The organism is Pseudoalteromonas sp. 0303, assembly GCF_013349995.1.
Lineage (GTDB): Bacteria > Pseudomonadota > Gammaproteobacteria > Enterobacterales > Alteromonadaceae > Pseudoalteromonas.
On the sequence record NZ_JABVXF010000010.1, the window covers coordinates 53,242 to 78,185 of the forward strand.

Consider the following 24,944-nt stretch of genomic DNA (forward strand, 5'->3'; position numbering starts at 1 on the left):
TTCACTAAAAACGAGGCGAATTGTACGGACTTTTCACTCTAAAGTAAAAGCAACCGCCCTCAGTTACAGGTATTTTGCGATATCAACATCATCGATTTGCTCTGGGTTTAAATAGCGTTTTGCATATTCAAGGTAAATACCTGATGTTAAAAATAATTTGAACACATCTTCATCAACATGCTGATCGGCTACCATCTTGGCTAAAATATCAATGGCAACACTGAGTGGCTTGGCTTTTTTATAAGGTCTATCGGCTGCGGTTAATGCTTCGAAGATATCAGCCAGCACTAACACACGCTCAGGTATCGATAAATCATCTGCAGATAACTTACGCGGATACCCCGTGCCTTTTAGAGTTTCGTGATGAGTCGAGGCATAACGTGGTACACGTGCTAACTCCTCAGGGAACGGCACATTATCGAGCATTCGAATAGTGCTGATAATATGCTCATTAATTTTAAAGCGATCTTCGTGTGTTAACGTACCGCGCTGAATTTGCAAGTTATACAGCTCACCTAGATTATACTTGTATTCAGGAATGCTTACTTTAATGCCTAAGCGCTCGTCATACTGTATTGGTTTATCGTGGGTGATCAGATGTTCAGGCTTATCTGAAAGTAGCTTTTCAGTAACAGGCAACTGCTCATCATTACTATGAACGCGTAGTTCTTCAACTGGCGAAAGACCTATTTTATCGTCAAAATGTCGTTGCCACGTTATGTTACTGAGTGCCTCTAAACGCTTAAGACTTGCTTCATCCATAAACTCGCTACCCACATTGCACGCAGCGATAAACGAAAAATCACTGCGTAATTGTGCTTGGCGTTTGCCAAGCTCGGCCTCAAGCTCAGGTTGCTTTTCTGGTGAGCTTTGCAACGCTTTTAAATAAGCGATTTCTGCATCTCGCCATAGCACTTCAAAACGCGTACGCACTTCATGAATACGGTTGTAAATGGTTTCTAACTTAGTACCTTTGTCTACGATATGCTCTGGGGTAGTGATTTTACCGCAGTCATGAAGCCAAGCTGCGAGGCTAAATTCTCTTAACTCGTCTTTATTTTTAAATGCAAACTCTTTAAAAGCGTGTTCATTGGAACTTGAAGCCGCTTTGGCCAACATAATGCCCAGTTCAGGCACTCGCTCGCAGTGCCCTGCTGTATAGGGCGATTTATCATCGATGGCCTGCGCAATAAGCTCAATAAATGATTCCATTAAGGCTTTTTGATTTTGCTCATGCTGCTGAATAGATTGACTCATTTGCACCATAGAGGTGGCCAGGTTATTGATTTCTTTAATACTGCTTTTTAACGTTGAAACTTGGTCAAACTGACGGCGCTTTATCTTTAAGTTTTCGCCCTCTAAGGTCTTAATAGGTGCAACAATGGGTGAGGCAAAAAACCACGACACCGGCAATACCATAATTAAGCATGCAGCAGTGATAAAAATAGAGAGCTTAATTTTCTCACGGGTAGAGCTTAGTACCCCCTCTTTCGGCACTACTATCGCTAAGTAATCGCTATTAATGCCCCCTTCTGAAAGCGGAGTGATATACACATACTTTTCAATGCCATTTAGGGTCATCAAACGTAAATGGGCAAAGTTTGTTTCATCTGTAATTAAAGTTAGAAACTCAGGATATGGCACAGTGCCAATAACTTGTGTTTGCTGACTGGCATCGCTCCCTAACCATTTTCGCTCGAGTGCCGCAATGTACGAATTTGGCAACTGAGTGATTGCTATATCAATTAAGTCTTTAAGCGCTGCATCCTCTGGATGAAACAATAAATGCAGGGTATCGGGTAGTAGATCGTGGCTATATGTATCAAGCTGATTGTACTGAATACCATCAATAAAAAACTGCTTTTGGGTGTACTTGAATACCGCCTCGTTATCTAAACCAGCATAGACGCGCCCTTGGCTTACTGCATCAAGCACCGCTTTAGTACTAGGTAGCTCAACAATATCGATGTCGGGAAAGTGCTCTTTGATCACTTTAATCACCGACCAGCCCTCGCCTATAGCCAACTGTTTGCCCGTTAACTGCTTCATAGTAACAATTGGTGTGGACCCTTTTGCTGTAATGATACTGAACGGTAAGGTCGCCATAGTTTGGCTCATAAGACCAAGCGGCTCATTGGCAGGCGTTTTAAAAATAGGCTGAATAATGTCTATTTCATCTTTTGCAAATTGACTTAAAAACTCAGCCCAGGTAAAGCCATTAATAAAAGTCACCTTAATTCCAAGTAACTCAGCCAAACCATTAATATAATCAATGCTATAGCCTTTTGGGTTTCCGCCAACACTAAAGTCCATTGGTGGCCAATTGGTTTCGTTAGAAACTCTTAAATAAGGGTACTTCGCCAATACACTTTGCTGATCTTCAGTAAGAGCTAGTTTTTCAAGCCTCGGCAAAAGTAAACCATTTTTTTGTTGGTTAGAGGCAACAATTTCACCTTCTTTATTGTAAATATACAGCTCACTTAAATACTGGCTGCTCATTTTACTTTGCTGTTTACTTAAATACTCAGAGATGCTCGATAAGCTCACGTCTAGCGCCAATACACTGTTTTCGCTTGCCGACTTAATCGAATAGGTTTGCCCGGGAGCTTGTAGGTGTGTAAAGAAATACGGCTTGGTTTTATTGACTCGGGTCGAGTTTGCTTGCTTAAACCACAAACGCTCTCGCGGATCATAGCTGGTACTCTTTGTTTGAGAGATACGCAAATTAAATTGCTGATCAAAGTAATGAGTGTGCTGAACACGCTCAGCCCCTTCGCCGGTTATATGGATCACGACCCAGCGATCTGCTTCGATGGCTTGCAGCTGCTGACGAACTATTTCACTACTTTCTAAATTAATTAATTCATAAAAGTCACCATTCTCATAGCCGACATATAAGGCATAAAACAATGGATTGAGCTGCATGATTTCACTCATGACATCTCTTAGTTCACTTTTATCTACGCTGTCGGCGCTGATAAGGCTGCTGTTTTGAACCATTACACTTAATGTGTTTTCTGACTTTTCATTCACCCCAGTAAGGTAATCAGCAACGGAGCCGGTGGCTAAATTAAAGTTTTTAACACTGGCCTCTAAAGCCATTTTTTCACTGAAATAATATTGCAGACTAATTGCTATGAGGGCTGTTAAGGAGGTGGCTAATACGAACACCGCGACAACGGTAAGACGAATCGAAAACCGAATTTTTTGTTTAAGTTTTTGAAAAGCAGATACCAGCACTTATGCATCTCCTTGCAATGCTTTGTTCGTAAATAATATTAGCTTGTATAATATTTATACACCAATAACTTTGTATTACAAACAAAAACACTGCAATATTAGCCTAAAGCATAAGCAAATAATTATCTTAGATATTTTTGAATATCGACCGAATCGATTTGCGACTCATGTAAAAACTGTTTGGCATATTTTAGGTATATGCCTGAAGTTAAAAAGAGCTCAAATACGTCACGGTCAATGTGATCGTCATCGACCATTTTCGCTAAAATATCAACAGCAACGCTCAGAGGTTTGGCTTTTTTATACGGTCTATCTGCCGCGGTTAATGCTTCAAAGATATCAGCAAGTACTAACACACGTTCAGGTATTGATAACTGCTCAGCGGTTAATTTTCGTGGATAACCTGTGCCTTTTAAGGTTTCGTGGTGGGTTGATGCATAACGCGGAACTCTCGCTAACTCTTTAGGGAATGGCACACTACTAAGCATACGAATTGTGCTGATCACATGCTCATTAATTTTAAATCGGTCTTCCGCTGTTAACGTGCCCCGCGCCACCGACAAGTTATACACTTCGCCAAGGTTATATTTATACTCAGGAATGACCATATTAATGCCCAAACTCTCTGGGTACTCAACGGCTTTTTCGTGTGGAATTAAATCACTTGGCTTATCACTTAGGAGTGACTCTTCAACTGGCAAGTGTTGATTGTTTAAATCCGCCATACGCACTTCTTCTAGAGGCGATAGACCTATACTTGCATCAAAATGGCGCTGCCACTTGATGCTAGCAACCTCATGTAAACGAGACAGCTGCGCTTCATCCATAAACTCACCACCAACATTACAGGCGGCAATAAAGTTAAAGTCAGCGTGTAACTTTTCAGTTTGTTGCTCAAGTTTTTGCTTAAGCACAGATTGCTGCTCTGGATGCGCTAATAGTTGCTCATAGTAATTAATTTTTGCATCGCGTAGCAGTACTTCAAATCGGGTGCGTACTTCGTGAATACGGTTATAAATGGTTTCGAGCTTAGTGCCTTTATCAACAATATGCTCAGGCGTAGTAATTTTGCCGCAGTCGTGCAACCACGCCGCTAAGCGGAATTCTCGTCGCTCATCAGGGGTTTTAAAGCTGAACTCAGAAAACGCCTCACTTGTTGAACCTGATGCAGCATCAGCAAGCCAAATACCAAGCTCTGGCACCCGCTCACAATGCCCTGCCGTGTAGGGGGATTTATCATCAATGGCTTGCGCAATAAGTTCTACAAAGGACTCCATCAGTGCTTTTTGTGAATTTTCATGTTGCTCAATGGAACGACTCATATCGACCATCGAACTGGCTAAATAATGAATTTCTAAAATATGGCTCGAAAGCGTTGAAACCTCGTTGTAGTCACGCTGTTGAATTTTTTTATTCTCACCCACTAATTTAAGTATCGGGTTTACGATTGAAGAGGCAAAAAACCAAGAGACTGGCAGCAGCAAAAGTAAAAATAGGCCCGTGACTAAAATTGAAATACGTATCTTCTCTTTGATCACCGCTAGCACATCATCTTTAGATACCAGTACGGTGAAGTAATCGACTTCATCAGATTGCATATCGCTACTGAGCGGCAGAGGCAACACAAACATGTACTTTTCTATGCCCTTTTCATGGACACTCAGCATTTTACCAAATTGATGCGTTTTATTAGCAAGCCCAGATTTCTGCTCATCCAATTGAACCAACTGAGATAAATCAGCAAAACTATGCTGGTGACCTTGATTTTTACTGCTCGCAATAATTTCGCCATTACCCCGATAAACATACATTTCGCTTTTAACCAAGTGCTGCATTTTAGTCTGTTGTACGGCTAAAAAATGGTCTAAACTTGCACTAGCAATATCAATTGCTAGTACATCACCAGTATCTGCTGACTTTATTGCATAGGTGTAACCTGGCACCTTAAACACGTTAAACAGGTACTGCTCTGTTTTCGTCACCGAAGTACTGGTTGCATCCTGAAACCAAACACGGGTTCGCGGGTCGTAATCCGTCGCTTGCGTCTCTCTTTTACGAACTGTGAGAGACTCATCTAAATACGTGGTTACTTGCTTACGCTCGCTACCCTGCCCTAATATTTGATACACCAACCAATGATCGTCTTCATCAAGTTGGAACGATGGGGGAAGCTTTGCATAGCCTTTTAAATTAATAACCTGTAATAAGTCACCATTAGCATGACCTAAAATGAGTGAATAAAAATCGGGATGGCGCGTTAAAATTTCGAGCAGTACATGCTGTAAAATCTCTTTGTTGTCTTGGCTATTCGAAAAGAGTCGCGTGTCGTGGATCATCACGCTTAAGGTATTGTCGGCACGCTGGTTGATTCGGGTGATATGATCGGCAATTTGCTGGCTAGTTTGTTTAAATTGTTCTGATTTAGTTTGCAGTATCAACTTTTCACTAAAGTAATAATGCAAACTTATCGCCACCACGCCTGTGAGTAAACTTGCAAGGGCAAATACCAGCAAGACACTGGCTCTAATTGAAATTTTATACCCTTTATCATGGCGTGATAGCATTCGCGACTCCTTGCTAGCTAATATAAGAAAATAATATGATTAAAGATTATACCGAAATGAGTACAAGGTACATGTTTTAACTCATAATTAAGTTATTAAAGTTTAATAACTAATTGATTACGTCCTGCATCTTTAGCCTGATAAAGTGCAGCATCAGCTCTTGAGATAACTGATTTTTGCTCCTCTTCTCTCATCACAGTTAAACCAAAACTTGCGCGAATAGGTAAAGATAACTCACCAATTTCGCACATTTCACTATTCAACCGTGAGATCATACTATTAATAATGACCGTTGCATCTGGCACTGAACATAATGGCAACACAATCACAAACTCTTCACCTCCAAAGCGATATACGTCATCAGAAGTACGTAACGACTGCGTTAAAAATGCTGAAAAACGTTGTAATACAACATCACCTACCTCGTGACCATGGGTATCATTCACACGTTTAAAATAATCAATATCAGCCAAAATAACACAGACCTGTTTTAACTCACCTTGTTGCTGCTGAGTGAGCCGTTGGTACTCTTCATAAGCATTATCAAAAGCGCGGCGGTTAGGCAGTTGAGTGAGTCTTTGAGTGCTTGGATTTTCATTTCGTGAGCAAGTTGTGCCAATTGAGTATTGCGTACAAAGAGCTCTCTTCGAATGAGGTGCGTATGTGCCGCCATTATCATACCTGCTAAATTAGCTGCCAAGTGAGCAAGCAGTACCATATAAAATGAGTGGCTGGTAATATCTTTGAAAAAGTAGATAACGAAAATAGCAAAAACACTATAAGTGACACCCAAAGCTACAGAAACTTTAAGTGACAATAAGGTAGAAAAATAAAATGTAATGAGTATTATCACATCAAAAAACATATGCAAAATATAACCACGTTCATATGTGATCACCATAAACTGCATATTCAAAATTAAGAAAACCATAAAAATGGCTATCCCTAACCTTAGCAAAGGGTCCGTTTTAATATAACGAAGACTAAGTGCACTCAGCAGGCAGACAAATACTGTAATAGCTCGACCAATTAACGAGATATCAGGCCAAAAACTCGCTTGGATAATCATCTTGTCGAAAAAGGTCACTAATACCGTAACTATAGCGATAACAAAACATAAAAATTGGGCAATTTTTTTGTCTTGTTCAAATTTTGTCTGCAAAAAAGCTTGTTCAACTTGCACAGAATTGAATTGACAAGCATAGCGCGCTATCGACATATCTTTGTTTAACAATTTTGCTGCAAAAGCGCCCATAAATAAATGCCTACTGCGAAGGTGTGTGGGGGTATTAAATTAAGAGTAACTACTCTAGTATAGTGTGTACGCTCAATAATTAAACTAGTATTTTTGTATAAAAATACGAATAAAATCCCCACAGTAAAGCATGGCCCAAATAAAACTCCATACGAATAAATTCCATTTTTTCAGTTAGTTAATTTCCTCCCCCACTTCATCACAGTCTACAATATCGGTTTCTTTAAAGGCTTCGCTGATCCAGCTTTGCATTACCGGGCAACTAAGTACGTGCTGGCAATAAGCTTGTGCAGCATGCGAGAGCGTAACCTGATACGTTTTAAAGCGCAGCACCACAGGCGCAAACATTGCATCAGCAATAGAAAATTCGCCAAATAACCATGCATTAGGGTAACTTTGCTGCTGAGTAGAAAATATCTCATCGATACGCGCAATGTCTTTTTTTGCTTGACCTGATAACTCAACATGCCTTTTAGCACGAATATTCATTGGCATTTCATTACGAAGTGCAGCAAAACCAGAGTGCATCTCGGCAGCGAGACTGCGCGCTTTTGCTCTTTGGGCTATTTCACTAGGCCAAGCAGCACCATTTAGATAAGCATCATTGATGTATTCACAAATGGCAAGTGAATCCCACACGGTTAACTCACCATCAATAAGGGCCGGCACTTTTGGCACGGGAAACTTAATTTTTAATGCGTCATAAAATTCAGGCGTATCTAAAACCAATTGTTGCTCTTTAAAAGAAACATTGAATTTACTCAGTAAATACCACGCTCGCAATGACCAAGTTGAGTAGTTTTTATTGCCAATAAATAATTGCATTGTACTTCCTTTAGCGTTTAGATTAGGCTCACTATAAAACAGCAATTGGGTAATTACTCGCCAATTGTTTTTATAGTACCTATAAGAAAAGCTGATACATTATGGATATTGATGCCCTTAGAACATTTTGCGCCTTCGTCGATACAGGTAGTTTCACCCGTGCTGCAGCACAAATTTCCAGAACCCAATCTGCGGTAAGTATGCAAATGAAAAAGCTTGAACAAGACATTGCAAGCCCCCTATTTGAAAAGCAAGGTCGTCAACTGGTGCTAACTCATCAAGGCCACCAGCTAGCAAGCTATGCAAAGCAATTGATAGCGCTTCATGATGAAGCGTTTAAGCAATTAAAAGCAGGCACAGGCAACCTGCGCGTACGCATAGGTTGTCCTGACGACTATGCCCACTCTTTACTACCAGAGCTGGTTGGTGCCTTACATCAACAGTTTAATGCCTTAGATATACAGATAAGCTGCGCCCCAAGTTATGAGCTTAGAGCCAAACTAGACCAAGGTATGCTCGATTTAGTTGTTGCCACTCGCTCACCAGACAGCGAAGAAGGTTACTTATTGCAATCAAGCCAAGGCGTATGGGTGAAAAGCCCCGCTTTTGAGATTGAAGATTCAACCCCACTTCCTATTGCCCTGTTTCAACGAGACTGTAAGTTTCACCAAGCCAGTATTGAAGGTCTCTTAAAAACCGAGCGTCGTTTTAATATTATTGCCTGCTGTGGATCAGCAGGTGCATTACATGGCTTAATTGAACAAGGACTGGCAATTGGCAGTATAGCGCGAATAAGCATGCAAAAAGGTTTGGAAGAAATCAGCGATAATTCGTTACCAGTACTGCCTATGATTGATATCGTACTGTTGTACGGTAATCATGCCCACAATCCACTCAATCATGAACAGCTTAAGCAGCTTGTGGAGTTGATTAAGACGTAAAGAACATATCAAGCTACTGAAGTTTTACTAACTTACGAGTTCTATAAGGTTCTGTAAGATATAAAAACTCTTTTAAATCATGAGCACTGTTGATCAACATATGTTGCTTAGGTTGTGTTAACTGCCAACTTTCTGTTTCAGCAGTTGCCAAATCGATACGCTGGAAATTAATTGTATCTGCATGCTCCATTGTTACTGCTAATTGCTGGTTACTAACAGATATACCAATAATGTCATTGCTAGCTGCTTGCCAAACAGTTTCTATATCTCCACGGGTATTAACTCGAAACACTTCATTGCTATTTGAGAAGTAGATCTGATCTTGCTCATCTAAATCCATACCATAACAGCTTAAACGTTTCCGTGAGCCTGTGAATGGTGTCAACGTTAAGCTTGTTAAATCGAATTTTGCTGGATGAAACGTCTGTCCATCCTCTGCTCGATACGAAACTAAAATCGCGTCTTCATTGTGATACATTTCTCTCAAATAAAAAGAGTGATTTCCATGAGGTATTGTTTCATAAGTGCCACTGTTTAAATCAATTTTAAACAGTGTATCTTTACTTGCGGTGTAAACCAGCCGTGCGTCTTGGCTCCAAACAATGCCAAATAACTCATGGTTATCAGGGTTAGCAAAAATGCGCGTTTGCTTGCCACTATCGTATAAAAATAATTGTTTTAATCCAAAACGATGAGACTCAAAAACAAATTTCGTTGAGTCTGGCGAAAACACGGGTAGAAAGTCGATTGATGAGGTATCAACGAGTTTAGTCAATTTGTCAGGGTTGGCCCGTGTTTGGCTGACAATATCTACATCAACATTCACTAGCTCCATCAAAATGGCTTCAGCGTCTGGTGTGTACTGGGCATCACGAATTATTTGATAATTATTAAATGAAATTAACTGCTGCTCACCATCAAGATCTAGATTAACAAGCTGATTTCGTTGGCTAATTAATAGCGCTTGATTGTTCGGGTGCCAACTTAACCCTTGAATACCGTTCTCTATAATGGCAATAGTTTGTATTTCTTTACTGGCAAGCTCGAATACATCAATACGGTATTTGTTTTGCCCCGCTTCAATCCCCATTGCGACTTTACTACCATCTTTCGATAACGCATTAACGAGTAACCAATCTTGCTGTGTAGCTGCTAGTAAATGTGCTTTTTGTTTAGATTCTAAGTTAAGTGAAACGAGTCGAGTATCGTTGTGTAGTTTATCTTTTTCTATGTAATAGAGCTTATCAGCATGCCAATCGATGTGGTGACTGGTTACAACGGTGTCATTAAAAACACTCACCGTCGCTTGTTCTAATGGCTGAAATTTAGATAAATCAATGCTTATCGTGTTTAGATGTTGTTTCTGTTCTGCGCTTTTCACAAACGCAATCGCATTGTCGGAGGTCGACCACCCCAAAGCGTAGTAGCTTGCAGCATCTTCAGTCAGCCTCACCTCTCGCTCAGACGCAAGCTCTTTAATCCAAATCTGTTGACTTCCTTTATTACCTCGAACAAAAGCAAGGTACTTACCACTGTGTGAAAGTGACAAATTAGCTTCATTTAGTTCACTCGAAGTTAGTGGCATTAGCTGGGTAAAGTGAGCAGTATCTTGTTGCTTAGGCACTAGCTGCCACGCAATAGCAATAAAGCTAACTAGTAAAACAAACAGCAACCCAAGATGTTGCGCTTTTAATTTTTTGCTTTGCTCTTGTGTTACTTTCTCAAGGCTATAACCGCGCTTAGGGTGTGTAATTATAAACTGTGGGTTCTTGGCATCTTCTTGGAGTGCTTTTCGTAGCAACGCTATACAACGCTGAACCGAACTGGGGTTATAGGTAGCATTAGGCCACACTTTTGCAAAGATTACTTCTTGGCTTACAACTTCACCTTTATTTAAATAAAGGGTATGTAATACATCCATGACCTTTGGCTCGACTATTTGCTTATAATCTTGCGATGAAATTAAACATCGACTCTCATCAATTACAAACTTGCCGATTCGATAACGCGCCACTTACTTCTCCAATAAATATTTACGAATCAAAGATTAAGGCTTTCTTAAGAGAAACTCAAGGGTTACTCCATTGTCACTTTGCTCTGGCTATTGGATTGTTTTTGCTATCTCAAAATAGGTAATAAAAACAATGTATAAATATTTATCAACGCTCACTATTTTCATCAGTGCTTTTTTAATTTTTCAAATTCAGCCTATGCTTTCAAAGCAACTTCTACCGCAATTTGGTGGTGGTGCCTCTATCTGGTCAGCAAGTTTAGTGTTTTATCAAGTCATGTTACTTATTGGCTATTTCTATGCGCATAGTATGGGTCGCTTTCATATTAAGCTGCAGGTAGTCATCCATATAGTTTTAGTCACCTTTGCCACACTCATTGTTGTGACAGAATTTGCAGCCCCAAATCTCACAAATTGGCCGCCTGCGCTTGCGGTGTTTGTTAATTTATTTATAGAAATTGGTCCAATATTTATTCTACTGAGCGCTACCAGCGTACTTTTACAAAGATGGTATGTGCAAACTGCTTCAGCACAGGTGCCTTACCATTGGTATTCCATCTCAAACTTGGGTTCTTTACTGGCATTAATGAGCTACCCACTCGTTTATGAATTACTATTTTCTTTAGAGCAACAAACTACCTACTGGCTATTTGGACTTATCAGCTACTGCTTGTTATTAGCACTTTTAGTAATCTTTTTACTAAAAAAAGCACCCGATTTATCAAGAGAGTCTATTCAGACTAGGCCTGTCATACTATTAAAAGGTAAAGGTCAATGGCTGTTATTAAGTGCCTTAAGCTCAGTCATGTTGGTATCTACCACGCATATGATCAGCACTAATATTCCCCCCATGCCATTACTTTGGTCGTTACCTCTTGTAATTTACTTGCTCACCTTTAGTTATACGTTTGCCAACAAAGCAAATTATCAGCGTCATGTCTGGGCATATGCGTTTATATTTTCGGCTTTTGCAGGCCTGCTGATGTTTTATTTTGGCAGCTTATTCAATGCCCTAGCCCAGCTTATAATTTACAGCATGATTCTATTAACCGCCGGTATGGTCTGTCATGGTGAGCTGAGAAACAAAGCTCCTGAAAACGAGCAATTTACCGTTTTTTATTTTTATATCGCCCTTGGCGGTGTGTTAGGTTCGCTTTTCAGTACGATCATTGCCCCATTGCTATTTGTCCAGATTGACGAGTATGTACTTACATTAGCGGTTATTTTTAGTTTTGTGTGTTACTACCAAATAAAAGCTAAAACAAAGACAAAACAGCTCAAATTCACTCTCGCAACCAGCTCAGTTACTTGGTTAGCATGCTATTGTTTTTTAGCGGTAAACTTTAACCAATATAACGTTGCGACTAGCCGCAACTTTTATGGCTATTTAGCGGTTAAAGATATAAACACTCAATCAATAAAAGAAAGGCGCTTAATTGACGGCACCACGATTCATGGCTCAGAGCCACTAAATCCAAACCAACAGTTTGAGCAAAGTTATTACCACCAGCATACTGGTGTCGCTAAATCACTTGCCATACTAAAGCAACACAGCGCACTAAACATTGGCGTGATTGGTTTGGGTGCAGGCGTATTAGCTCGGTTTGCAGACCAACAGGATAGTATTCACTTTTTTGAGTTAAACCCTGCTGTATACGAGATGGCAAAGCGTTATTTCTCATATTTAGAAAACAGTGAAGCCAAGCTCACAGTCAGCTTAGGGGATGGTCGTATTGCACTAAAAAATAATGCGAACGAAGTATTTGATGTCTTAATAATTGATGCATTTTCAAGTGATGTAATTCCTGCGCATTTGCTAACCCAAGAAGCAATGTCACTTTATTGGCAGAGGCTCAATGAAAATGGCGTATTGATTGTGCATATATCAAATAATCATATCGACTTACTGCCTGTATTACAGGCACATAGCCAACATTTCAATAAGGCTATGTTAAAGTTTAGCTATCAAGGCGATAGCCCATCAGACATAGGTTCAGACTGGGTGGTGCTAACTGATAATCAGACTTTTTTAAATCGTGTATCTATCAGTGATTTGGCGCCCATTAAACGCTACCCACATAACGAGCTGGCAATGTGGACTGATAGCAAACACAGCCTACTTCCCTTATTAAAATTCTAACAGGCATAAAAAAAGCGCGATGATATTATCGCGCTTATTAACTGCGTTTACTTTATTTAAAGCTGCGCTTAAATCGAACCTTTGATTGGTCCATGTTCGTGGCTTACATGTGGGTTTTGACCACGTTGGCGCAATAAGTGATCCATTAAGGTAATCGCCATCATCGCCTCAGCAATAGGAATTGCACGAATACCTACACATGGGTCATGACGTCCTTTGGTGATCATCTCTACCGCTTCGTTGCTAGTATTAATGCTGTTGCCCGGAATGGTAATGCTTGAGGTTGGCTTAAGTGCGATAGAGGCAATGATATCTTGCCCTGTCGAAATACCCGCAAGTACACCGCCCGCATGATTTGATGTAAACCCGTCAGGAGTTAACTCATCACGGTGCTCAGAGCCTTTTTGCTCAACCACATCAAAGCCGTCACCAATCTCAACGCCTTTTACCGCATTAATGCTCATTAATGAGTGTGCAAGCTCTGCATCTAGGCGATCAAATACTGGCTCACCAAGACCAACAGGCACATTTTTAGCAACCACTTTAACTTTAGCGCCTACCGAATCACCTTGTTTTTTTAGGTCGCGCATGTACTCATCAAGTGCGTCTAGCTTGCTGGTGTCTGGGAAGAAGAATGCATTGTTTTCCACTTCATCCCAATTGTAATCTTCAGCTTTAATTGGCCCGAGTTGGCTCAAACATGCACGCACTTCGATACCATGAAATTGTTTTAGGTATTTTTTTGCGATTGCACCTGCCGCTACACGAATAGCCGTTTCACGGGCTGAAGAGCGACCACCTCCTCGGTAATCACGGATACCGTACTTATGCCAATAGGTATAATCACCATGACCTGGGCGAAATACATCGGCAATTTTGCCGTAATCTTTTGAACGTTGATCGGTGTTTTCAATCAGTAAACCAATACTAGTACCTGTGGTTTTACCTTCGAATACACCAGAAAGAATTTTTACTTCGTCACTTTCGCGGCGCTGTGTTGTATAACGACTTTGCCCCGGCTTACGACGGTCTAAATCAATTTGTAAATCGGCCTCACTAATTTCAAGACCTGCTGGTGTGCCATCAACAACGCCGCCTAATGCAACGCCGTGGCTCTCACCAAAGGTGGACACTTTAAATAGTTGCCCGATGCTATTACCTGCCATTAATTTTCCTCATTCCTAATGACTACTGAGACCGAGCCCTCAGGCTCGGCTTTTAAAATCTGCTGTTAATCTGCGAAATATTTAACAAGCTGTTGTTTGCTGATCACAAACACACCAAGACCACCTTGTTCAAATTCAACCCACTCAAATGGTGCGCCTGGGTACAGCTCTTCCATATGTACCATAGAGTTGCCAACTTCGACAAATAACAAACCGTTATCAGTTAGATGCTCGGCAGCTTCAGCTAAGATGGTACGAGTAACATCAAGACCATCATGACCTGATGCTAAACCAAGCTCTGGCTCGTGATGGAATTCACGGGGTAAATCAGCCATATCTTCAGCATCAACATACGGTGGGTTAGCTACGATCAGGTCATATTTTTGACCCGGAACACCACTAAACACGTCTGACTGAATTGGCAGTACACGGTCATTTAGCATGTAATCGCTAATATTAATATCAGCAACTTCGAGCGCTTCATATGAAATATCAACCGCATCAACCTGTGCATCTTCAAATGCTTGTGCAAGTGCAATAGCGATACATGCAGAGCCGGTACATAAATCAAGAATGCGCGTTACTGAGCTTGGCTCTTCTAACCAAGGTGCAAAGCGATTATTAATTAACTCTGCAAATGGCGAACGTGGAATTAACACGCGCTCATCAACATAAAAAGGCATACCTGCAAACCACGCTGTGTTGGTCAGGTACGGTACTGGCGTACAATCATTAATACGCTCTGCAATTAGTTCAGCTAAGCGATTTTTCTCGGTGCTGGTTAAACGCGCATGCATTAACTCTTTTGGCGCATCGATTGGCAAGCTTAATGCAGGTAATAGTAAGCTAACTGCTTCATCCCACGCATTATCTGTGCCGTGCCCAAAGAAAATACCACTGCTGGCAAATTGACTGGTTGTCCAACGTAACCAATCATGCAACGTTGAAAGTTCTGCAATTGCCTCGTCTAAAATTGCGTCTTCTATCTGGAAATGGTTCATGTATGTTCCTTAACTTTCAAAGTCTGTTCTGACGCGTATTGTACCGTCTTTTCAGTTGGTTTTTACTCGATTTTTAGCGTTTTTTTGTTTAGACTGCCGCCATGAAAAAAGATCCCCACGCCAACAACCACATTAGCACTGACGATATTGACTTATTTCGTCAGAGTATCAGTGGTGCCAAAGCATTTAAACAAGACACTATTCGATTCACCAATAAGCCTAAAGTGTCACAAGCGAAGCAATTTTCCCAGCAAAAAAAGCAACATCAGGCAGAATTTTTCTTTTCTGATGAATATGTACCAGACATCGACACTCATGGCACCGTAAGTTATGTCAAACCAGGTCACGATAGTTTTTTAGCAAAACAACTTCGCCGTGGAGATTACCCACCAGATTTAACCCTTGATTTACATGGCTTAAATAAAGAATTAGCCAAAGATGAGTTGGCGGGTTTAATTCATGAGTGTAAAAAACAGCATTACTATTGCGCTTGTGTTGTGCATGGCATTGGTGAGCGCATACTTAAACACAAGGTACCGCAATATTTAGTTCAACACCCTGATGTGATTGCTATGCACCAAGCGCCTCTTGAATTTGGTGGTAAAGGTGCAGTACTTATTTTAATTAATCTTCCACAAAGTGATGAGTTCAGACGCTAACGTCTTTTTATCATAAGGCCTAAAGTGCATATTTTTTCGATTATCTTTCCACTGATTTTTATCGTATTAAGTGGTTACATCAGCTCGCGAAGCACGTTTTTATCGAAAGAGCATATAGCAGGGTTAAGTAAGTTTACTTTTTATATCAGTGTGCCTGCTTTTCTATTTTTAAATATGGCCCAAGCCGATTTACAAAATAGTGTGTCCATTGCGGGGTTTTTGAGCTTTTACATCCCAGTATTGGCCATTTACGCCCTCGGCTATGTTCTTGACCGCTATCTCATTAGCAAGCAACCTGCGCCGTCGCGTCATGCTGTCTTTGCCCTTGGCAGTAGTTACTCAAATACAGTACTAGTAGGTTTACCTATTATTATTGCTGCACTTGGGCAACAGATGGTCGGCATTGTCTTTATGATCATCACTTTTCATAGCGCACTTTTGTTTACCCTTACCTTTTTGCTCAGTGCTAAGTCGCAGCAAATATTCTCTTGGCGAGCATTTGCTAAAAACATGCTGCTGAATCCAGTCGTGTTAAGCATCAGTAGCGGCTTGGCTGTTAACTTACTTGGCTTTACACTTTTTGATAATTTAGCGAATGGCCTGAGTCTACTTGCCAAACCTGCCATTGCCTGTGCGTTGTTTGTATTAGGGGCGAACCTTGCGTTTTATAAAGTGGCCGACAACTTACAAGCCTCAATCATCGCAACCATCATCAAGCTTGTTTTGTTACCGTGCGGGGTCTACTTTTTTGCAGGCAGCGTATTCAACCTAGAGCAATCATTACTGAACGTGTTAGTACTTTTAAGCGCCTCTCCTTTAGGGGTCAACGCTTATCTAATCGCCAATCAAATTAAGCAACACCAAGCGACATTAGCAAGTAGTGTCGTGCTTTCAACAGTATTAAGTGTAGTGAGCTTTAGCATCTGGTTAAGTATTTTACTTTAGTTTTATAAGCCACCGGATACATCAATAAAACTGCCCGTTGTGAATGAGGCTTGCTCACTTGCCAAAAAGTAAATTGCTGAAGCGACCTCGTCAGCTTCACCACCGCGCCCTAGCGGCAACTTAGATTTTAACCTATCAACTCGGTTTGCTTCACCGCCATCGCGGTGCATATCGGTATAAATAAGACCTGGCCTTACCGCATTAACTCGAATACCTTTACTCGCCAGTTCTTTAGCAAGGCCAATCGTGAAGGTATCAAGTGCTCCTTTGGATACTGCATAATCTAAGTATTCATTTGGCGAGCCTGTGCGTGAAGCACCCGATGAAACATTCACAATACTGCCTTTGTCCATACGCTTTATTGCTTCTCGCGCGCACAGAAAGGCGCCAGTAACATTACAACTTAAAATAGCGTTGATACGCTTAGCATCCATCTCTAATAGCGGCATTTGTGGCATCATCATCGCTGCGTTATTAACTAATACATCTAACCGCGAAACCTTAGCATCTAATTTAGCGAACATAGCGAGCACTTGCTGCTCATCGGCAATATCAGCTTGTAACAAATAGGCATTCACGCCAAGCGCTTTTATCTCATCAGCGACCTGCTCTGCACTTGCGTGATCAGACTTATAATTAATACACACATCATAGCCATGTTTAGCAAACAGTTTTGCTGTTGCTGCACCTATACCGCGGCCGCCTCCGGTAATAAGAACCACAGGACTCGTGCTCATTCTGACTCCTTGTAAACTAACCTAAACTGCTCACACACCAACGGCATCTCAGGGTGACATTGATAGCCGGTACCTGCGAGCTCACGCTGATAATAATCCCAATGTACACGCTGCCAGTACTCAAGGCTTTTGTCGCCCTCGCCTTCTAATACAGCGTAATCGGCGCTTATTTGATTATATGGGGTAATAGTTACAGAAACGGTTTCAATTATGCCGAGTGGCTGTCCCTGCCAATTGGTAAAAATGGCTAAGTCACCCACTTGTGGAAGGGCTTCATTATTGGCTTTAAACCAATAAAGTGAAGGGGTTGTTGCTTGTTTTACGCCATTTAAAACCAGCAATGCGCAGTCATTGGCATCTTGCTCATTGTCGCAAAAATGCCAATGTGGCAGTTCAATCACTTCGCGCCCTGATTGCTCATTAAAGCGAGCAATCATCTGCACGATACGCTGCTCGTTACTTAACGGCTGCAACGACAGAAATCTCAACTAATAATGCATCGCGCGCCATTTTTGCTTCAACACAAGCGCGAGCAGGTGCATGACCCTGTGGTACCCATGCATCCCAAACAGCGTTCATCTGTGCAAAGTATTCCATGCTTTTCAGGTAAATTGTGGCACTTAGCATATGCTCTTTGCTACTACCCGCTTCAATAAGTAGCGCTTCGACCTTGTCTAGCATGGTTTGAGTTTGTTCAGTGATATCTTTTTCAGCATCAGCACAAACTTGGCCGCATAAATATACTGTGCCGTTATGCTTAACGATGCGGCTCATACGCGCACCGGTTTGTAAACGTTCGATTGTCATAGTAAGAACTTAAAAAATTAACAGTGGCGCTAATTTAGCAAATCCACTGTTATATTTCGACGTTATTTGGCGAGTGAATACTGAGGTAGTGACTGCGCTGTTTGTGTTCATCATATTCGATAACAGCAACCGCCCCAGTATTGAAAATTGGCATATGACCAGGGCTTAACTGATCAACTAAATAGCTAACGATGGGCATATGGGCAACGACCAACCAAGTATTGCAGTCTGGATGCATAGCAATCAAGGTTTCTAGGTAATCAGCAGCAATTTGCGGTACACCATCGGGGGTAATATCGCTGCAGGTTTCATTAAATTGTAACGAAATATGTTGCGTCGCATCCAAAGCCGTTTGTTGTGCACGAATGTAAGGACTTACCAACAAAGCATCAGGTTTATGGTGTGTTGCTAACCACTGCCCCATTCTACTGGCTTCTTGGTGACCGGTCTCGGTCAGTTGTCTTGCTGCATCATCTGCTTGCATTGGCGTAGCTTCGCCATGGCGCATGATTAAGATTGTTTTCATAAAAAATCAACCGATTAAAGAATATAAAACAGTAGCCAGTTTGCTTGATTGTTCGCTATATTAGAATATCATCACTAGATACATTAAACATCCGCTTATGATATTCAGGTAGATTTTCGTAGCTCTGTCTTTTTTAGCTTTCCTGAAAATATCATCTGTTGTTAGGACATTAACGCACTCTTTCAGGAGCATCTTTTGAATATCAGCCGCAATGATAACAGAACATATCAACCCCTAACACTGGACAATGGTCTAAAAGTACTTTTAGTGCAAGACTTAGAGTCAACAAAATCAGCGGCTTCTATGGCTATTAATGCAGGCCATTTCGACGATCCCCTTGATAGGCAAGGTCTCGCGCATTTTTTAGAGCATATGCTTTTTTTAGGCACTGACCTGTACCCAGAATCGGGCGGGTTTTCTAATTTTGTATCGCAATCTGGTGGCAACACCAATGCCTGGACTGGCACTGAGCACACTTGTTACTTCTTTGATATTAATAACCAACAGTTTGCTGAAGCACTAGCACAGTTCAGTCGTTTTTTTATCGCACCACTACTAAACCCTAAAGAGACAACAAAAGAACGTAACGCCATAGACGCAGAATTTAAGCTAAAAATAAAAGATGACGGCCGCCGTATTTATCAGGCTCATAAAGAAACGGTTAACCCAGCGCACCCTTTTGCAAAGTTTTCGGTCGGTAACCAGCAAACCCTCGCGGATCGTGAGGGCTGTATCAGTGATGAGCTACGTGCTTTTTTCGATAGCCACTATCAGGCTCAGTGGATGACACTGGTAATATGTAGCAATGAAGATATTGCGACCATGACCACCTGGGTAAAACAGTTATTTAGCGAAATTAAAGGTCAGCCAAAAAGTAAAGAGATCATAGAGCAGCCACTTTACCGTAAACAAGACTTAGGTAAGGTGCTGCATATTGAGCCACATAAACATATGCAAAAGCTCATTATTAGCTTTGCGATGCCAAATATTGATGACTTTTACCGTCACAAAACCGTTAGTTTTATCGCTCACTTACTTGGCTACGAAGGCAAAGGGTCGCTGTACTCTATTCTAAAAGAGCAAGGCTGGATCAATGCCCTCTCAGCAGGTGGTGGCATTAATGGCAGTAACTTCAAAGATTTTAACATCAGTATGGCGTTGACTGATGAAGGTATTGAATACTATGAAGATATCGTCGAAATGGTGTTTGAGTATATCTGCTTGATTAACCAAAACTGCGATAAATTGCCGCGCCTTTATCAAGACAAAAAGAACCTCTTGCAAATTGCCTTTGATAACCAAGAAAAAGCACGTTTAATTGATTGGGTGAGTAACTTAAGCATTAATATGCAGCATTACGATGAAGCCAACTATGTGCAAGGCGATTATTTAATGGAAGGCTTTAACCGCTGCGCTCATGAAATTGCCATGCAATGGCTAACACCTGATAACATGCGCTTGGTACTCATTCATCCAGGTGTTGAGCCTGAGCACACTACAGCTTGGTACAACACCCCATATAAAGTAGAAGACATCTCAGCAAGTTGGTTAGAAGCGCTTAGTGAAATAAACACGCCATTACCACAGATGTGCTTACCAAGTGCTAACCCATACCTCACAAAAGATGTTGAACTATTACCATTAGACGAGCCAAATAAATCACCTGAGCTTTTAGTCACACGAGACGGCTTTGATTTTTGGTTTAAACAAGACGCAACTTTCAGAGTAGCTAAAGGGCATTTTTACTTAGCAATGGACTCAACCTTTGCAATTAAAGATGTTAAACACATGGCCCTTACCCGCTTATTTGCAGACCTGTTTATGGACAGTGTTGCTGAGCAATTTTATCCAGCAGAATTGGCTGGTCTTAGTTATCACTTAACCTCGCACCAAGGTGGCTTAACCCTACATACTGCGGGTCTTTCATCGAGTCAGTTAGAACTGGTTAATGAGTTACTTGAAGCACTCTTTAATGTTGAAATCTGCGCAAAACGCTTTGCAGAGTATAAAAAGCAGCTCGTTAGACACTGGCGAAACAGCAATCAAAACAAACCTGTTAGTGAGCTATTTAGTATTTTGGGTGCGCAAATCATGCCTTGGAACCCAGAGCCTAATGCCTTAGCACAAGCTTTAAAAGATACCAGTTTTCATCAATTTAATTGCTTTAGAAATGAGTTTTTTAAAGCCTTGCACGTTGAGTCTTTTTTACATGGTAACTGGCAACGTAGTGATGCACTCAAGTTCCAAAAGCAAGTGACTGAGCACCTAGCTGACAGCACAACTATTATTGATTTAACGCGACCGCTAAACGATATAACCGAAGTAGATCAACAGCGCTTCACGTTAAATTGTAGCGATCATGCGATGGTGCTGTACTATCAAGCACAAACGGATGACACCACCGAAAAGGTGCAAATGATGGTACTTAATCATTTAATAAACCAAGATTATTTTAATGAGTTAAGAACCAAGCAACAGCTCGGCTACTTAGTTGGTGCGGGCTATGCTCCTTTTAATACCCGTGCTGGTATTGCTTTTTATGTGCAGTCACCGATGCATAGTGCTGATGAGATACTTCAGCGTCACCAGCAATTTATTAATAATTATGTGGCACAAGTAAACAACATTTCTGAGCAGCAATGGCTCGATACTAAAGCAGGTCTTGTTACACACATTGCTGAGAAAGATAAAAATTTACGCTTACGCTCACAGCGCCTATGGTTAGCTATTGGTAATCGCGATACTGAATTTAATATGCAACAACAGCTTTTAGAGGCACTTGATAAGTTAAGCCTTACTCAAATGCAGCAGTATATTACCGAAACGTTCAGTGAAAACAGGCCAAGAATAGAACTTTTAAGTGAGCCAAAGGCTAAAAAACAGCCAAAAGCAAGCCTTTCTTCGCATTCTCTTTGACTCTAACGCGAGCTTAGATTAGATTAATTGGTGCGAATTACGGTAATGCATTAATGATAAAAATAATAAAAATGATTTCTGCTTTTTTAACAATAAGTATGGCTGGGATTTTTTCAGCATCCGCCAGCCCCATAGAGCTTGAACAGAGCACATTGCTGCTTATTCCAAGTGCTATTATGATGCTGTTATTGCCGTACCTATTATTTATAATTTTCAAATTAAAGCGCTCTCGAAAACAACTGCGTATTTCAGAACATCGCTTAAAAAGTACCGTAGAAGGCAGTGGCGATACCCTCTGGGATTGGAATATTAAAACCGGAGAAGTGCTGCGAATTAATGATAAATACACCTCAGATACAAACAGTAGCAGCGGCTTTCCCCCTAACCGCGAATTGATTCACCCACACGACTTACAACACGTTGAAACAGCCCTAAAAAAACACTTTGCCGAACACACCGCCTTTTTTGAAGCAAGTTACCGGATTAAAGACAGCCTCGGTCGTTGGCATTGGGTACTAGATCGCGGCAAAATCATCGAAAAAGACGCAAACCTCAACCCTTTGCGTATGACAGGCACTGTAAGAGATATTTCTCAGCTTAAATCAACAGAAGCCCGTTTAAACCTATTCGCTAAATGCGTTGAGTCGCTAACTGACGCCATCGCCATTTTCGATAAAAACTTTAAGCTGGTTGACTTAAACCCAAGCTTCTTAACGCTATTTGGTGGTACTCGAGAGCAATATTTAAAGAAAGATTTTACCTTAAATGGCTATGACCAAAGCTATGTGGATGAAATTAAAGCCACTGTAAAAGCCACGGAGCATTGGCAGCAAGAGGTTAAACTTCGCAATGCGAAAAGGCAACTGCTACCAATTGAAATTTCAATTGATGAAATCAAAAATGAGCACAACCAAATATGTAACTATGTCGTTGTGTTTTCAGATCAAACTGAGCGTAAAAAAGCCGAATCGCAATTACATAATTTATCGAACCGCGACCGCACAACAGGTTTACCTAACCGAAACTTATTTTTCACCAATCTGAAAAAACTCGCTAAGCAAGATAACCATCACGCTTTATTAGTGTTTGACCTAGATAACTTTAAAAAGATTAATGACTCTCTGGGTCACCAACTTGGTGATAGCTTGCTATCTAAGCTTGCGATGCGTTTGAATAAGTTAACCCGTGAAAAAGATGTGTTTTATCGCCTAGGCGGTGATGAGTTTGCACTGGTAATGTCGGGTACCAACGATATTCATACCATCACTCGCATGGCAAAACTCTTTTTAGCCGCAATCGCCACCCCTTTTAATATGGCAGGTCACGAACTAGTGATCACCTCAAGTGTCGGTATCGTGCTGTTCCCTGAAGATGGCAATACCCCAGAGCTATTACTTAAAAATGCCGATACAGCCATGTATCACGCTAAGAAAAAAGGCAATAGCTATCTGTTTTTCAACGACACTATGAACCGTGAAGCAGTTAAACGCTTACAAATCGAAAACTTAATGCGTTACGGCCTAAAAGAAGATCATTTTGAAGTGTATTACCAACCGAAGATGAATATTCGTACAGGTAAACTCGATGGTATGGAAGCTCTTGTGCGCTTTATTACCCCGAAAAAAGGTGTGATCAGCCCAGGAGTGTTTATTCCTATCGCTGAAGAAACTGGGCAAATTATCGAAATTGGTGAAGTTGTTTTAAACAAAGCGTGCCGCGATGTAAAGGCATGGATAGATCAAGGCTTATTCAACGGTCGTGTTGCTGTGAACTTATCGGCTAAGCAGTTTAGCTTACCTGATTTAACCACTCGTATTGATGTGATTTTGCAAAAGAATGAACTGCCCTCTTACTTCCTTGAGCTAGAGATCACCGAAGGCACGGTAATGGACGACCCTAACGAAGCAATTGCAGTCATGCGTTCACTTAGTGCTCGTGGTATTCACCTTGCAATGGATGACTTTGGCACGGGTTATTCATCTTTAGCCTATCTTAAACAGTTCCCGCTTAATACCTTAAAAGTTGATAAAGCCTTTATTGATGATATGCAATCAGAACGTGGCCGTAATATGGTTGACTCAATTGTGACCATTGCCCATAACCTTGATTTGCATGTGGTTGCTGAAGGGGTGGAACAAGCCGAACAGGTTGTAATGTTAGAACAGTTAAAGTGCCAGACGGTTCAAGGCTACTATTACTCTAAGCCACTGTCTCAGCCTGAATTTACTGCCTTCCTACAAAAACAACTCGATAAATCTGCGCCGAGCCTGTTAAAAACTGCAGAAGTTTAAGGTCGCCAGCCACAAGATTGGCGGCCAACATGGCGCACAAATGCACGGCGGTAATGCACGTTAAATAGACACCAAGCGACAGGCCCAAGCACTCCACCTAACAGCATCCAACGCTTTACCGGCATCCCTTTAGATAGAGACTCTAAATACATCACCAGAATAAATACACAGCTCAAAAATACAAATAACACACAGCACCTCATTAAAATCAGCGGCAGTGTACATAATTTCAGCAAGCTTTAAAACTTCACTCATGCTATTTCCTCTATAAGGCTTATTTATACTGACCTTTATGGTAATTAACCTTACTTGCTAGGCTGTTGAAATGATGTACAAAAACCAAGCTAACTGCTATTATCGGTACGTGCTATCAGCACAAAGGAATATACAAAAATAATCATGAGGAATCGTTATGTCTGAAGAATCAGCTAACATCTATGAAGCACCAGAAGCTGAGCTTACTCAGCAAAATAATGGTGGTAATAAACCTATTTTAAACTTTGACCGCTTCTCTGCTTGGGGCGTGTTCTTTTTATGTCTTTTCACATTTGGTATCTACGCCGTATACTGGCTAGTAAGCCGAACCAATAAAGCCAATGCATTAGCAAAAAACCAGGTAAGCCAAGGCTTAGTTTATGGCTATGTTGCTTTGTACATTGTGAATATTGCGTTGTCTTTTACAGGAATTTCACCTGAAATTGGTGGTATTATGTCACTGATTTCTTTTGTTGTTGCCATTGTACTAATTTTCTCTCTTCGTACATCGATTAAAGAGTTAATTAATGAAGGCAGTAATGAGCCAGTTCATTTAGGTGGTATTTTAACTTTTTTCTTTAACGTTATTTATTTCCAATACAAAATTAATGAAGCTATTGATAATCAAAAATAATCGTTTCGTTATTTAATAAAAAAGGCATTGA

At 40.9% G+C, this 24,944-nt stretch carries 20 protein-coding genes; 7 read left to right on the top strand and 13 right to left on the bottom strand.

Going from position 1 to position 24,944, the window contains the following annotated elements; translation table 11 throughout:
* Positions 1 to 63: 63 nt before the first annotated feature.
* From HUS62_RS08880 to HUS62_RS08895, 5 genes are all read right to left on the bottom strand, one after another.
* Positions 64 to 3,240 carry an HD domain-containing phosphohydrolase gene (locus HUS62_RS08880; RefSeq protein WP_175079213.1) on the bottom strand — a complete coding sequence of 1,059 codons (3,177 nt, stop codon included), beginning with the start codon at positions 3,238 to 3,240 and terminating at the stop codon, positions 64 to 66.
* A gap of 122 nt (positions 3,241 to 3,362) precedes the next feature.
* Positions 3,363 to 5,804, bottom strand: coding sequence for an HD-GYP domain-containing protein (locus HUS62_RS08885; protein ID WP_175079214.1), 2,442 nt, complete (start codon positions 5,802 to 5,804; stop codon positions 3,363 to 3,365).
* Between the two features lie 95 nt (positions 5,805 to 5,899).
* Positions 5,900 to 6,370: a GGDEF domain-containing protein gene (locus HUS62_RS08890; protein WP_220095003.1), complete on the bottom strand. Its 471-nt coding sequence runs from the start codon at positions 6,368 to 6,370 to the stop codon at positions 5,900 to 5,902.
* On the bottom strand, positions 6,295 to 7,059 hold the full coding sequence (locus HUS62_RS22890; RefSeq protein ID WP_220094998.1) for a hypothetical protein: 765 nt from the start codon (positions 7,057 to 7,059) through the stop codon (positions 6,295 to 6,297). Before HUS62_RS22890 ends, HUS62_RS08890 begins: the two co-directional genes overlap by 76 nt.
* 174 nt (positions 7,060 to 7,233) lie before the next feature.
* Positions 7,234 to 7,884, bottom strand: a complete 651-nt coding sequence (locus HUS62_RS08895; protein ID WP_175079215.1) for a glutathione S-transferase family protein — start codon at positions 7,882 to 7,884, stop codon at positions 7,234 to 7,236.
* Between the two features lie 101 nt (positions 7,885 to 7,985).
* Between HUS62_RS08895 and HUS62_RS08900 the strand changes: the two genes are divergently transcribed.
* Positions 7,986 to 8,825 (top strand): LysR family transcriptional regulator, encoded by an 840-nt coding sequence (locus HUS62_RS08900; protein WP_175079216.1) that lies wholly within the window; start codon positions 7,986 to 7,988, stop codon positions 8,823 to 8,825.
* 13 nt (positions 8,826 to 8,838) lie between these two features.
* On the opposite strand, the gene HUS62_RS08905 is transcribed toward HUS62_RS08900, so the two are convergent.
* Positions 8,839 to 10,839 carry a winged helix-turn-helix domain-containing protein gene (locus HUS62_RS08905; protein WP_175079217.1) on the bottom strand — a complete coding sequence of 667 codons (2,001 nt, stop codon included), beginning with the start codon at positions 10,837 to 10,839 and terminating at the stop codon, positions 8,839 to 8,841.
* A gap of 130 nt (positions 10,840 to 10,969) precedes the next feature.
* On the opposite strand from HUS62_RS08905, the gene HUS62_RS08910 reads away from it, so the two are divergent.
* Positions 10,970 to 12,976, top strand: coding sequence for a fused MFS/spermidine synthase (locus HUS62_RS08910; RefSeq protein WP_175079218.1), 2,007 nt, complete (start codon positions 10,970 to 10,972; stop codon positions 12,974 to 12,976).
* A gap of 68 nt (positions 12,977 to 13,044) precedes the next feature.
* Here HUS62_RS08910 and aroC read toward each other — a convergent pair whose 3' ends face one another.
* Positions 13,045 to 14,142 (bottom strand): chorismate synthase, encoded by a 1,098-nt coding sequence (gene aroC / locus HUS62_RS08915; protein ID WP_175079219.1) that lies wholly within the window; start codon positions 14,140 to 14,142, stop codon positions 13,045 to 13,047.
* Between the two features lie 65 nt (positions 14,143 to 14,207).
* Positions 14,208 to 15,143, bottom strand: coding sequence for a 50S ribosomal protein L3 N(5)-glutamine methyltransferase (gene prmB / locus HUS62_RS08920; RefSeq protein ID WP_175079220.1), 936 nt, complete (start codon positions 15,141 to 15,143; stop codon positions 14,208 to 14,210).
* Positions 15,144 to 15,244: 101 nt separating this feature from the next.
* On the opposite strand from prmB, the gene smrB reads away from it, so the two are divergent.
* Positions 15,245 to 15,802: an endonuclease SmrB gene (smrB, locus tag HUS62_RS08925; protein ID WP_054562116.1), complete on the top strand. Its 558-nt coding sequence runs from the start codon at positions 15,245 to 15,247 to the stop codon at positions 15,800 to 15,802.
* A gap of 24 nt (positions 15,803 to 15,826) precedes the next feature.
* Positions 15,827 to 16,747 (top strand): AEC family transporter, encoded by a 921-nt coding sequence (locus tag HUS62_RS08930; RefSeq protein WP_175079221.1) that lies wholly within the window; start codon positions 15,827 to 15,829, stop codon positions 16,745 to 16,747.
* Positions 16,748 to 16,749: 2 nt separating this feature from the next.
* Here HUS62_RS08930 and HUS62_RS08935 read toward each other — a convergent pair whose 3' ends face one another.
* From HUS62_RS08935 to sixA, 4 genes are read right to left on the bottom strand one after another with little or no spacing between them, the layout of a single operon-like run.
* Positions 16,750 to 17,484 (bottom strand): SDR family oxidoreductase, encoded by a 735-nt coding sequence (locus HUS62_RS08935; RefSeq protein WP_175079222.1) that lies wholly within the window; start codon positions 17,482 to 17,484, stop codon positions 16,750 to 16,752.
* Entirely contained in the window at positions 17,481 to 17,957 is a 477-nt protein-coding gene (locus HUS62_RS08940) for an ASCH domain-containing protein (protein WP_175079223.1), read from the bottom strand. The genes HUS62_RS08935 and HUS62_RS08940 overlap by 4 nt, the downstream gene beginning before the upstream one ends.
* Complete coding sequence (locus HUS62_RS08945) at positions 17,941 to 18,291, bottom strand: RidA family protein (protein WP_054562122.1); 351 nt, start codon at positions 18,289 to 18,291, stop codon at positions 17,941 to 17,943. The genes HUS62_RS08940 and HUS62_RS08945 overlap by 17 nt, the downstream gene beginning before the upstream one ends.
* A gap of 49 nt (positions 18,292 to 18,340) precedes the next feature.
* Positions 18,341 to 18,817, bottom strand: coding sequence for a phosphohistidine phosphatase SixA (gene sixA / locus HUS62_RS08950; protein WP_058586339.1), 477 nt, complete (start codon positions 18,815 to 18,817; stop codon positions 18,341 to 18,343).
* Between the two features lie 195 nt (positions 18,818 to 19,012).
* On the opposite strand from sixA, the gene HUS62_RS08955 reads away from it, so the two are divergent.
* Together HUS62_RS08955 and HUS62_RS08960 are read left to right on the top strand one after the other, a co-directional pair.
* Entirely contained in the window at positions 19,013 to 21,733 is a 2,721-nt protein-coding gene (locus HUS62_RS08955) for an insulinase family protein (protein WP_175079224.1), read from the top strand.
* A gap of 176 nt (positions 21,734 to 21,909) precedes the next feature.
* Positions 21,910 to 24,024, top strand: coding sequence for an EAL domain-containing protein (locus HUS62_RS08960; RefSeq protein ID WP_404936068.1), 2,115 nt, complete (start codon positions 21,910 to 21,912; stop codon positions 24,022 to 24,024).
* Here HUS62_RS08960 and HUS62_RS08965 read toward each other — a convergent pair.
* Entirely contained in the window at positions 24,021 to 24,215 is a 195-nt protein-coding gene (locus HUS62_RS08965; RefSeq protein WP_058586342.1) for a hypothetical protein, read from the bottom strand. The two genes, HUS62_RS08960 and HUS62_RS08965, sit on opposite strands and share 4 nt — an antisense overlap.
* Positions 24,216 to 24,436: 221 nt before the next feature.
* On the opposite strand from HUS62_RS08965, the gene HUS62_RS08970 reads away from it, so the two are divergent.
* The gene (locus HUS62_RS08970; RefSeq protein WP_175079226.1) at positions 24,437 to 24,913 is read left to right on the top strand and encodes a DUF4234 domain-containing protein; all 477 of its coding nucleotides are present in this window, start codon (positions 24,437 to 24,439) and stop codon (positions 24,911 to 24,913) included.
* Positions 24,914 to 24,944 lie beyond the last annotated feature (31 nt).

Bases quoted from the DNA above. Each gene is read 5' to 3' on its own strand.
- aroC (WP_175079219.1), bottom strand. From the start codon at position 14,142: ATGGCAGGTAATAGCATCGGGCAACTATTTAAAGTGTCCACCTTTGGT.
- HUS62_RS22890 (WP_220094998.1), bottom strand. From the start codon at position 7,059: ATGGGCGCTTTTGCAGCAAAATTGTTAAACAAAGATATGTCGATAGCG.
- sixA (WP_058586339.1), bottom strand. From the start codon at position 18,817: ATGAAAACAATCTTAATCATGCGCCATGGCGAAGCTACGCCAATGCAA.
- HUS62_RS08935 (WP_175079222.1), bottom strand. From the start codon at position 17,484: ATGAGCACGAGTCCTGTGGTTCTTATTACCGGAGGCGGCCGCGGTATA.
- HUS62_RS08895 (WP_175079215.1), bottom strand. From the start codon at position 7,884: ATGCAATTATTTATTGGCAATAAAAACTACTCAACTTGGTCATTGCGA.
- HUS62_RS08900 (WP_175079216.1), top strand. From the start codon at position 7,986: ATGGATATTGATGCCCTTAGAACATTTTGCGCCTTCGTCGATACAGGT.
- smrB (WP_054562116.1), top strand. From the start codon at position 15,245: ATGAAAAAAGATCCCCACGCCAACAACCACATTAGCACTGACGATATT.
- HUS62_RS08970 (WP_175079226.1), top strand. From the start codon at position 24,437: ATGTCTGAAGAATCAGCTAACATCTATGAAGCACCAGAAGCTGAGCTT.
- HUS62_RS08960 (WP_404936068.1), top strand. From the start codon at position 21,910: ATGATGCTGTTATTGCCGTACCTATTATTTATAATTTTCAAATTAAAG.
- HUS62_RS08885 (WP_175079214.1), bottom strand. From the start codon at position 5,804: ATGCTATCACGCCATGATAAAGGGTATAAAATTTCAATTAGAGCCAGT.
- HUS62_RS08945 (WP_054562122.1), bottom strand. From the start codon at position 18,291: ATGACAATCGAACGTTTACAAACCGGTGCGCGTATGAGCCGCATCGTT.
- HUS62_RS08910 (WP_175079218.1), top strand. From the start codon at position 10,970: ATGTATAAATATTTATCAACGCTCACTATTTTCATCAGTGCTTTTTTA.
- prmB (WP_175079220.1), bottom strand. From the start codon at position 15,143: ATGAACCATTTCCAGATAGAAGACGCAATTTTAGACGAGGCAATTGCA.